Annotated in this window: 12 protein-coding genes; 6 read left to right on the forward strand and 6 right to left on the reverse strand. The window is 73.6% G+C overall.

Annotated elements, in window-relative coordinates; all coding sequences use genetic code 11:
• Positions 1-76: 76 nt before the first annotated feature.
• The 3 genes from M3677_RS16645 to M3677_RS16655 form a co-directional block, all read right to left on the reverse strand.
• Positions 77-283: a hypothetical protein gene (locus M3677_RS16645; RefSeq protein WP_066653422.1), complete on the reverse strand. Its 207-nt coding sequence runs from the start codon at positions 281-283 to the stop codon at positions 77-79.
• A 19-nt stretch (positions 284-302) separates the two neighbouring features.
• The gene (locus M3677_RS16650) at positions 303-920 is read right to left on the reverse strand and encodes a hypothetical protein (protein WP_209685990.1); all 618 of its coding nucleotides are present in this window, start codon (positions 918-920) and stop codon (positions 303-305) included.
• 128 nt (positions 921-1,048) lie between these two features.
• Positions 1,049-1,567, reverse strand: a complete 519-nt coding sequence (locus tag M3677_RS16655; RefSeq protein ID WP_251161098.1) for a tetratricopeptide repeat protein — start codon at positions 1,565-1,567, stop codon at positions 1,049-1,051.
• Positions 1,568-1,688: 121 nt separating this feature from the next.
• On the opposite strand from M3677_RS16655, the gene M3677_RS16660 reads away from it, so the two are divergent.
• Positions 1,689-3,116, forward strand: a complete 1,428-nt coding sequence (locus M3677_RS16660) for a GAF domain-containing serine/threonine-protein kinase (RefSeq protein ID WP_251161099.1) — start codon at positions 1,689-1,691, stop codon at positions 3,114-3,116.
• Positions 3,117-3,122: 6 nt separating this feature from the next.
• On the opposite strand, the gene M3677_RS16665 is transcribed toward M3677_RS16660, so the two are convergent.
• Genes M3677_RS16665 through M3677_RS16675 form a run of 3 tightly spaced genes read right to left on the reverse strand, consistent with a single transcriptional unit; the run spans position 3,123 to position 4,972 of the window.
• Positions 3,123-3,377 carry a hypothetical protein gene (locus M3677_RS16665; protein ID WP_066653429.1) on the reverse strand — a complete coding sequence of 85 codons (255 nt, stop codon included), beginning with the start codon at positions 3,375-3,377 and terminating at the stop codon, positions 3,123-3,125.
• A 34-nt stretch (positions 3,378-3,411) separates the two neighbouring features.
• Positions 3,412-4,233 (reverse strand): PmoA family protein, encoded by an 822-nt coding sequence (locus M3677_RS16670; protein WP_251161100.1) that lies wholly within the window; start codon positions 4,231-4,233, stop codon positions 3,412-3,414.
• Positions 4,234-4,243: 10 nt separating this feature from the next.
• Entirely contained in the window at positions 4,244-4,972 is a 729-nt protein-coding gene (locus tag M3677_RS16675; RefSeq protein ID WP_251155795.1) for a class I SAM-dependent methyltransferase, read from the reverse strand.
• 387 nt (positions 4,973-5,359) lie between these two features.
• On the opposite strand from M3677_RS16675, the gene M3677_RS16680 reads away from it, so the two are divergent.
• The 5 genes from M3677_RS16680 (at position 5,360) to rlmN (ending at position 9,975) form a co-directional block, all read left to right on the forward strand.
• Positions 5,360-5,527, forward strand: a complete 168-nt coding sequence (locus tag M3677_RS16680) for a hypothetical protein (RefSeq protein ID WP_251161101.1) — start codon at positions 5,360-5,362, stop codon at positions 5,525-5,527.
• A complete protein-coding gene (locus tag M3677_RS18530) occupies positions 5,524-6,573 on the forward strand; it encodes a helix-turn-helix domain-containing protein (RefSeq protein WP_251161102.1) in 1,050 nt (349 codons plus the stop codon). Before M3677_RS16680 ends, M3677_RS18530 begins: the two co-directional genes overlap by 4 nt.
• Positions 6,574-6,683: 110 nt before the next feature.
• The gene (locus M3677_RS16690; protein ID WP_251155792.1) at positions 6,684-7,556 is read left to right on the forward strand and encodes an alpha/beta fold hydrolase; all 873 of its coding nucleotides are present in this window, start codon (positions 6,684-6,686) and stop codon (positions 7,554-7,556) included.
• A gap of 182 nt (positions 7,557-7,738) precedes the next feature.
• Positions 7,739-8,689, forward strand: coding sequence for a C40 family peptidase (locus tag M3677_RS16695; protein ID WP_251155791.1), 951 nt, complete (start codon positions 7,739-7,741; stop codon positions 8,687-8,689).
• Between the two features lie 41 nt (positions 8,690-8,730).
• Positions 8,731-9,975, forward strand: a complete 1,245-nt coding sequence (gene rlmN, locus M3677_RS16700; RefSeq protein WP_066653440.1) for a 23S rRNA (adenine(2503)-C(2))-methyltransferase RlmN — start codon at positions 8,731-8,733, stop codon at positions 9,973-9,975.
• Positions 9,976-10,257 lie beyond the last annotated feature (282 nt).

The following is a 10,257-nucleotide window of genomic DNA, read 5'->3' on the forward strand; positions in this document are numbered from 1 at the left end:
GCCCCCCTCCCACGGCCGGGGTGACCCCGGAGGGGCGGCGCGGTGCCCGGGGGCCCCCCGCCTCCCGTCCGTTGCTTCACCTGGGCCGACGGCCGAGCAACACTGCGGCGAGCAGCGCGGCCACTCCGAGCAGCACCAACGGCAGGGCCGTGACGGTGAGCCACGTCGCGGTCGGTTGATCCGCAGGGCTCACGAACGCGCCGACGAGCGCCAGCGTCGTTCCTGCACCCGAGAGGAGTGCAGCGATGCACAGCAAGCTGGTCCTCAGGCGATCTCCGGACACGGTCTTCTCCTGCCGTTGGTCATTGGTTGTTGCACCAGACCACGGATCCCGGCGGGATGTTGTGGATGACGGTGCCTCGCCCGCGAGACGAGCATGCGGTCAGCACGCCGCCGGCGACTGCGAGACCGGCAGCGATGATGCCTGCCGCAGCTCCTCCGAGACCGGTCGCGGCGGTGATGATCCCGATGGCGGTCGCGACTCCCGCAGAAGCTCCGAGCACGCCGAGCAGTCTCGTGGTGTTGCAAGAGTTGAGGTAGACGTTCAGCTGGATCCCGGTGTGGTCCCACCGATTCTTCCCGGCGCAGGCGCGCACGACGGCGGTCGACCGTTCCACCTCGTCAACGAGCTGGCGGTCGACCGCAGCGTGCCGACTGGCGAGACCGACCAGCGACCGTCCGGTCGCGAACGCATCGACTGCCTCGGTGGACACGCCGATTGCGCGCGCACGATCTCCATCGAAGACGCCGTCGCTGCCGATCGCACTCGACAAGGCGGCCCCGAGGGAAGCAGCCGAAGGGTCGGATGGTGCAGCGTGGGCCGGTGACACCGACGCGACCGAGGCGACGAGCGCGACCATGAGCGTCGCGACGCCGAGGCGCTTCCATCGTGCACAAGTGGTGATGATCGATCTGGCCATGACTTCCCCGTTCGTACCGCCGTCTGCGGTCCGACCACTGTCCATCCTGAGCCGGTCGATGTCAAACATCAAATTGTGAATATCAATTGACCAGCGTGCAACTAGTCAGCTTGCTGGGCGAGGGCGGATCAGTCCGCGCCCGTGAGCGCGGCCGCGTAGGCGCGCACCGATCGGTTGTAGCGGGGGAGTGTCGGCTCGACGGCCTCGATCGCCACCCGGAGCGCCTCGTCCACCTGCCCCGCGCTGTGCAGCGCGAGCGCGAGGAAGACGCGAGGGGCCGCTCCGGTCGCGGGGTGCGCTGGGGCGTCGCGGAGCATCGCGATCGCATCGTCGATCCGGCCGAGGTTCCGGAGGGTCGACGCGTGCTGCACGACCAGCCGCGCGGCACGGTCGGGGTCGACGGTGCCGAGCCCCGCCTCGGTCGCCGCGGCGTACTGCTCGTGCGCGGCGGCCTCCTGCCCGCTGGAGTCGTGTGCGCCACCGAGCTCGAACGAGCCGAGCGCGGGATGGGGTGCGACCGCCGCGAGCTCGCGCATCCGGTCGATCCGGGCAGCGTCGTCCACGGTGTCGTCCGCCCACAGCGCCGCGACGCGTGCTTCCCAGTCGGGGTCGGAGGGTCGTGGCTGCGGGGTCGTGGTTTCGCTCACACGGTCACGCTAGCGGCACCGCTGCGACGCGCGACCATCCGGTGGACGTGCCCCTGCGCGCATCCGGGGCACCGGGATGCGAAGATGCATCGTTGCCCACCGACAGGACGACGAGGAACCCATGGGACACGACGACGCCGCGCCGCTCCTCGACGGGCGCTACCGACTCGAGCAGGAGATCGGACGTGGCGGCATGTCCGTCGTGTACCGCGCCACCGACGAGGTGCTGCACCGTCCCGTCGCCGTGAAGCTCTTCCACCCGGGGTCCGTCGACCTGGCACGGCAGGAGGCAGAGCTCGGCGTCCTCGCTGCGCTCGAGCACCACGGGCTGGTCGGGTTGCTCGACGCGGGTGTGGTCGACGTCGTCGGCAGTGGTCCGCGACGCTTCCTCGTCATGTCGCTCGTCGTCGGACAGGACCTGGAGGCGCGGCTCGAGGTCGGACCGCTCTCCGCGAAGCACATCGCCGAGATCGGCTACGACATGGCCGAGGCGCTCGAGTACATCCACCCGCACGGCGTCGTGCACCGCGACATCAAGCCGTCCAACATCCTGCTCGTGGACTACGGCACCGGCTCCGACCGGGCCCGCGCACGGCTGACCGACTTCGGGATCGCCTTGGCCGCGGGGGTCGAACGGCTCACCGCTGACGGCGTCACGACGGGCACGGCTGCCTACCTCAGCCCCGAGCAGGCCCGGGGTGCGGACGTCGGTCCCGCGAGCGACGTGTACTCGCTCGGTCTCGTGCTGCTCCAGTGCTTCACGCGACGCCGCGAGTTCCCGGGGTCGCTCGTCGAGTCCGCCATCGCCCGGCTGTCGCGCGACCCGGTCGTGCCGGAGCCGCTGCCGGAGCACTGGAAGCACCTGCTCCGCGCGATGACGGCGCAGGACCCGACGGAGCGGCCCCTCGGTGCGCAGCTCGTCACGATGCTGCGCGACGTCGTCATCACCGAGAGTGCTGCAGCCGACCCCGCGGCCACCGGTGCCCGGTCCGATGCCGCCCCCGCTGCGACCGCGACCGCCGACGCAGGCCTCGCCGAGCCGACCCCAGCCGCCCCGGCGGACGCCCGCCCTGCCACGCTCGACTCGCTGCCCGAGGAGTCGCTGCAGCGCACCGTGGCGATGGCCGCACGGCTCTTCGACGCTCCGATCGCCCTGGTCGACGTGCTCGACGAGGACCGTGAGTGGTCGCAGTCGTGGATCGCCGAGGGGGTCGACGAGGCAGCGCGCAGCATCAGCTTCCGCAGCGGCTTCGCGCCGGTACCCGTCCCCGTGGTGATCCCGGACGGGTCCGTGCACCCGGAGATGCGGCAGAGTCCGCTCGTCACCGGGCCGCTCGGCATCCGGTTCTACGTGAGCGTGCCCCTGCTGCGGCACGACGGCACCGCGGTGGGGACCCTCGCCGTGCTCGACGTCCGTCCGCGTGAGGCGTCCGAGGGCGACCTGGCGAACCTGCGCGACCTCGCCGCGCTGGCCACCACGCAGCTGGAGCTCCGCCAGGAGTCCCTGCGCACGACGAGCGACGCACTGCCGCTCGACGGCGCGCGCTGACCCGCGTCAGGCGCCGGGTCGGCCGTCCGACCAGGTCATCGCCCGGTCCGCCTGCTCGGCCGTGATCCGGGTCACCGCACCGCAGTTGGTGCACTCGTTGCGGTGCGAGCGCGACAGCGGGACGAGCGGGACGAAGAACAGGCTGAGCTTCGTCGTGCGGCGCACCACCCGCTGCGCCGCCAGGACGCCGCACACCCCGCAGACGAAGCGGACCACGGTGAGCAGGGTGTCGGAGCCGCGGGTGCCGAAGATCAGGAACACACCGCGAGGCTACGCGGACGGCGCAGACGGATCGTCAGCCGTCGGAGGCCGTCACGCGGAAGGACCGCACGAGCGGCTCGTCCGGCTGGACGACGACGGGGGAGCGCCAGGCGAGCGCCGAACCGACCGCGGGGTACTCCGCGACCCGGACGAACCACGGATCGCGGTGGTCCAGCGCCTCGACGAGCACGTGCGCCCGTCCGTCGGCGAAGGAACCGGTCCAGGCCAACCACGGTGCGACGGAACCGTGCACGCGGTGCTCGCCCGCGCCGTCGGGGGTGCGGACCACGACGTCCGTGCAGGCGGCGAACCGCAGGAACCAGCCGCCGTAGCCGGCACCGGAGCGACCGTGGCTGGCCGGACTGCCGAGCGCGACCGGTCGGGCACCGGGCGCGCGGAGCGTGGACGTCCACTCGAGCTGCCAGCCGTCCGGCGTCGCACGCCAGCCGAGCGTGCGGTCCTCGTGGAGCAGCAGCGCGCCGGCCGGGTCGCGCCATTCGGTGCCGAGCCGCACCCGGGCGCCGTCCGTCTCAGAGGGGCCGACGTTCGCGGTGCCGTGGTCGTCCTGCCACCGGTAGCCGGGACCGTCCACGTACGTCGGTCCACCCCAGCAGTTGACGCCGTCGAGGTCCGGGAACGCGACGCCGAGGCCGCAGTGCCAGGGGTGGTCCTCGGGGTGACGGTCGGTGAGCACCACGCCGCCGAGGGTCCGCACCGGGTGCAGGAAGGGCCGCGGCACCCAGGCCGACGGGACGTCCGCGCCGTCGTGCAGCTCGCCCACCCTGACCCCGGCGACGTCGAGCGGCACGACGACGCCGTGCGCCGTGCCCGTGCCCTCCGTGCCGTCCGTCCCCACCTCGCCGACGCTACGCGTCGACCTCCGCCGGCCGCCGCCGCACGAGCACGACGCTGTCCACCGTCTCGTGTCGCTCCCCGTCCGGTCCGGTCGCCGATCGCGGTCGGCCCTCGGCCACCAGGACGTCCCACCCGTCGTCGAGCCGCAGCGCCGCCAGGTCCTGCTCGGGCGTCGGGAAGCGGTAGGACCGCATCTCCTCGGGCACGTCGCGGTGCGGCGGAGCGGCGTGGGCGGTGACGAGCAGGTGCCCGCCGGGGGCGACCGCCGTGGTCGCCCGGTGCAGGATCGCGTCGCGGGGGATGCCGACCGGCCACGACTGCAGGAAGGACGCCGTGACCAGGTCGAACCGCTCGTCGGGAGCCGGGCTCCAGGTCGCCAGGTCGGCGGCGACGAACCGGGTCCGTCCGGCCACCCCGGCCGACCGCGCCGCACGGTCGGCGCGGTCGACGGCGGTCTGCGACAGGTCGACACCGGTCACCGTCCAGCCCTGCTCCGCGAGCCAGACGACGTCGCCGCCCTCACCGCACCCGAGGTCGAGTGCCCGGCCGCCACCCGACGGCAGTCCGGCGACCACGTCGGCGAGCACCGCGTTCACCCGGCCCGACCAGATCCCGTCCCGTTCGGCGTACCGGGCCTCCCACCAGTCACGCGCCGTGCCGCCCCCACCCGCGGGAGTGCCGTCGGGGCGGGCCGAGGTGTGTGCGTCGGCGGGGGCGGAGGGGTCGTCGTGCGCGTGCATCCGCCCAGTCGACCGCGCACCGGAGCGCACCGCAAGGATCCTTGCCGGACCGGCAACGGCGGCCCGCCGCGATCAGGCCCGGACCGGCGTCGTCGGCCTGTCGCGAGCGGCTGCCGGACGGGAGGCACACGGCCGCCCGCCACGCGCCTCCCGTCCGTCGCACACCGGACGGACGGACGACGACGTTCCGTCCGGAGTGCGCGGCCTGGGTGTCCGGTGTCCGCGGTGCCGTCCGGCGGCGCGTACCGTCGCCGACACGACGAGATCGTCCGGCGGCCACGCCACGCGGGGGCCGCCGGGGTGGGTGCCACGCCACCCCGCGACCCTGCCGACCGGACGCTCCGGACGACGCAGGACGCCAGGCGGTCGTGATGCAGGGAGCACGACATGTCGACGTACCAGACGGACGAGCGGGTCGACCCGGTCCGCGTCATCACCTACCGGCACCTCCGCCGAGCCGCGCGACGGGGCTGGGCGGTGCCCGAGGGCGCCCCGGCGCCGTCGCTCGCGGACCTGGGGCGGGTCCGCGGACCCAGCCGCGGCGACCGCACGTGATCACCGCGACCGTCGACCCGCCCGCGGAGGACCGGTCGACCGAGCAGCGCCGGACCTCGGTCCGACAGGTCGTGCACAGCGGCACGGAACCCGGCGGGGCCCGCACCCTCCACGAGGACGTGTACGACGGCCACGACCTGTGGTGCCGTCCCGACGGGGACGCCCCCTTCAGCTACCGGTACCGCGCCACCGGGGACGGGCGGGTGAGCCTGCGGACCTCGTCGGTCTCGGCGCACCACGGCGGTGTGCTCGACCCCGGTCGGCAGTACCTGCTCGCGTGGTCGGTCGAGGGCGGTGTCGTGCTCGACCCGGACCGCGAGGACGGCGTCACGCTCCGCCCGGGCGTCCCGGTGATGTGCCCGGCGGGTCGTCCCTTCTCGGTGGTGGCGCCGCCCGGCACCGTGCACCTGGTGCACTTCGACGCGGACTTCCTCGAGGCCGTCGCGGTCGTCGGCGGTGCGGCCGTCCCCGTGCCGCTGGCGTTCCCGGCCGCCGTGCCGTCCGCCCGCCTCGCGCCGTTGCAGCGCACGCTCCGCGAGCTCGCCGGTGCGATGCTCGACGTCGACGTGGTCGACGGAGAGCGGGCGGGGCTGGACCTGCGCCTCGCCGAGGCCGTCCTCGAGGCGTTCCGCCCCGACCCCGACGGCGGCGTTCCCGACGGCTCCGTCGCCACGCTCGAGCGGGCGAAGGCGTACATGTACGCGCACTTCGCCCGCCCGCTCAGCACCGCGGAGATCGCCGCCGGCGCCGAGTCCAGCGTCCGGACGCTGCAGGAGACCTTCCAACGGCACGAGGCATCGACGCCGACCGCGTTCCTCCGGGACCTCCGGCTCGACAAGGCCCGGATCGCGCTGCAGCTCGCCGACGCACGGGAGACCTCGGTGGGAGCCGTGGCGTCCTCCTGCGGCTTCCGGCACATGGGGCGTTTCTCCGGCGCGTACTCCGCGCGCTACGGGGAGCACCCGGGGGAGACGCTGCGAGGGCAGCGACGGATGATCGCGGTCGCCGGGACCTCCGGTCGCACGCGGGGGTCCCAGCCGGGCTGAGCCCGCCCGTCTCCCTCGCCTGTCCGGATCCGCAGGTCGGCCGGGAGGCACCCGGCGCGTCCACCGCGCAGCCCCGGTCCGCCCCATGCTGCGCTGGGTAGCGTGCAGGGATGCAGCGGACGTCACCGAGCACCGGGACCGGCGGGATCGCGGTCGCCGTGCGCGGCACCGGCGCCCCGGTCCTCGTCCTGCACGGCACCCCCGGCGGGATCTCCTCCGCCGAGGCGATGGCCCGCTTCCTGCCCTCCGACCGCTTCCGCGTCGTGACCCTCGCACGACCGGGTTACGCGGGGACGACCCTCGAGCCGGACCACCCCTCGCTCGACGACGAGGCCGACCGGTACGCGGCGCTCCTCGACGGGCTCGGCATCGACCGTGTCGCCGTGCTGGCGTGGTCCGGCGGCGGCCCGGCTGCCTACCGGTTCGCGGTCCGCCACCCGGACCGGATCCGGACGCTCGTCGTCGTCGCCGGGCTGTCCGCGCGGTGGGTCCCGCCGAAGCCGTCCTTCGCCGAGTGGGTCGTCGCGTACACCCGGGTCGGTGCGGCGCTCGCCGCGTCCGCCGCGCGACTGCTGCCGTCCGTCGTCGTCCGCACCGCCGAGGCCGGCGTCAGCTCCCTGCGCGGGCGGGCACTCACCGCACACGTCGCGGACGTCCTGCACGACCGGCCCCGGCGCCGGGTCCTGCTCGACCTGTCCTCGAGCGGCAACGCGGGCGGGCGCAACCGTCCGGGGTGGGACAACGACGTGCGGGTGCTCGGAGCGGTGGACGACCTCGAGCTCGGGGCCGTCCGGGCACCGACGCTCCTGGTGCACGGCGACGCGGACACCGAGGTCCCGATGGAGCACAGTGTCCGGGCCGCTGCGACCGTGCCCGGAGCCGAGCTCCTCACACTGCCCGGCGGCACCCACTTCGGGCTCTGGGACCACCACGACGCGGCCCGCGTGCAGGAGCGCGTCCGGAGCCACCTCGAGCGCGCCTGACCGCTGCCGCGCCTGACCGCTGCGTACCGGCTCCGCTCGCTCGGGGAGGGCTACGCTCGACCCGGCAGGCTGAGACGAACCGCAGGAACCGGACGCTCCAGCCCTGGCGGTCACAGCTTCGTGACCAATACGTTATCTCCCGGAGCCGGTCGACCACCCGTCGCCCGATCGCGGAAGGAACCATGGGACGACACGCACTGCCCGCAGCCCACGACGGCGCACGGTCGGCAGCACCCGAGCCGACCGCACCCGGATCGTCGGGACCCGCGGAGCTGCGGCGTCCCCGCGGCCGTCGCGCCGCCCTCGGCCCCGCGGTCGCCCGTTCCTCCTTCGTGCAGCCCGCGAAGCCCGCGCGCACGGTCTCGCTCGCCGCACCGCGCCCGGTCGCGTCGACCGCCGTGGCCGGCGCCGCGGTGCTCTCACGCTCCGCAGCACTCCGCGCCGAGCGTGCCGCGGACCCGCGGCACGTCCGCCGCGCCGCGAACGCCAAGCGCGCGGCGATCCTGCTCGCACCGGCGCTCGCCGTGACGTCGACGCTGACGCTCGCGGTCCCTGCGGACGCGGCCCCGGCGACCACGACGAGCAGCTCGTCGTCCACCGTCACGGCTGCGGACGACGCGCAGTCCTTCACCGTCGCCCGCGACGTCGAGGTCCCCGTCGTGCAGACGGACGGCATGACGACCACCACGACGATCGTGTCCTACCCGACGATCGTCACGAAGTACGGCGTCACCACGCAGCAGGCCGAGGCGGCCATCTCGAAGGTGCTGTCGGCGGGCGGCAAGCGCGCCACGATCGTCTCGACGGCGCTGCAGTACATGGGGGACCCGTACGTCGAGGGCGGCGCGAGCCACTCCGGCATCGACTGCTCGGGACTGACGATGGTGGCGTACGCGGCCGTCGGCATCCCGCTCGTCCACTACGTGCCGTCGCAGGACGCGGTCGCCACGACGATCCCGCAGTCCGAGGCCCTGCCGGGCGACCTCGTGGTGTTCGACGACGAGGACCACGTCGGCATCTACCTCGGCGACGGCATCGTGCTGCAGGCGCCGCACCCCGGCGACCCGGTCGACATCGTGCCGCTGTACCCGAACGCCCACCACTTCGCGCGTCTGCTGCCCGCGGGGGAGTGACGCGTCGACGGGGAGTTGCGCACCTCCCGTAAACTGGAGTGATGGCCACCGAGACCCGCACCCCGTTCGAGGAGCAGCGCTCCACGCGTCCGCAGGTGCGCCCGCGCACCGAGGGGTGGACCCAGGCGCAGGACTCCGAGGGGCGACCCCTCCTGCAGTTCGCGTCGCCGAAGCGCGGCAAGCCGCCGGTGCACCTCGCCGACATGACCATCGAGGAGCGCGTCGCGAAGGTCAAGGAGCTCGGCCTGCCCGGCTTCCGCGCCAAGCAGCTGTCGACGCACTACTTCACGCACTGGTCGTCCGACCCGGCGACGATGACCGACCTGCCGGCAGCTCAGCGCGAGGAACTCGTGGCCGGGATGCTGCCGCCGCTCCTCACGGAGACCCGACGTCTGGCGACGGACAAGGGCGACACGATCAAGTTCCTCTGGAAGCTGCACGACGGCGCCCTGGTCGAGTCGGTGCTGATGCGCTACCCCGGTCGCATCACGCTCTGCGTCTCGTCGCAGGCGGGCTGCGGCATGAACTGCCCGTTCTGCGCCACCGGCCAGGCGGGGTTGACCCGCAACATGTCGACCGCCGAGATCATCGAGCAGATCGTCCGCGCGAACGCCGCGATCGCCGCCGGCGAGCTCGGGGGTGACCCGCGCAAGGGCGGGCAGGACCGCGTCGACGCCGAGCGGGTCACGAACATCGTCTTCATGGGGATGGGCGAGCCGCTCGCCAACTACAAGCGGGTCATCGAGGCGGTGCGCACGATGATCGCCCCGCAGCCGCACGGTCTCGGGATGAGCGCGCGCGGCATCACCGTCTCCACCGTCGGCCTGGTGCCGGCGATCAAGAAGCTCGCGGACGAGGACATCCCGCTCACCTTCGCCCTGTCGCTGCACGCGCCGGACGACGAGCTCCGCGACGAGCTCATCCCGGTGAACTCGCGGTGGAAGGCCGACGAGGCGATCGACGCCGCGTACGAGTACTACGCGAAGACCGGTCGACGGGTCTCGATCGAGTACGCCCTCATCAAGGACATGAACGACCACGCCTGGCGCGCCGACCTCCTCGCCGAGAAGCTCAACGCGCGTGGCAAGGGCTGGGTGCACGTCAACCCGATCCCGCTCAACCCGACGCCCGGCTCGGTCTGGACCTCGTCGGAGCCCCACGTGCAGGACGAGTTCGTCCGCCGGCTGAACGCCGCGGGCGTCCCGACGACCCTGCGCGACACCCGCGGCAAGGAGATCGACGGCGCGTGCGGCCAGTTGGCCGCGGCGGACGAGACGGACGTCTGAGCCGACGATCGGTCGGACGGGAGGCACGGTGCGGGTCCGCACCGTGCCTTCCGTCGTTCCCGGGTCGCGTCGGCACGCGTGCCACCGCCGTCCGGCACCCGTCGGTCCACGGCTCGGTACCCCTCCTCCCGCGAGTCCTCGGGGAAGTCGGGGGACGACACGCCCGGGATGTGGGTGGTGTTGGTGGTGTGGTCGGGCCGTGCGTAGAGTAATCACTCGTTGCCGCTGAGGCGGAGAACGGAACGGCCGAGACGGTCACCGGGTTCACCTGGGGATCTTGTC

Origin of the sequence: Curtobacterium sp. P97, assembly GCF_023712445.1 — a bacterium.
GTDB lineage: Bacteria > Actinomycetota > Actinomycetes > Actinomycetales > Microbacteriaceae > Curtobacterium.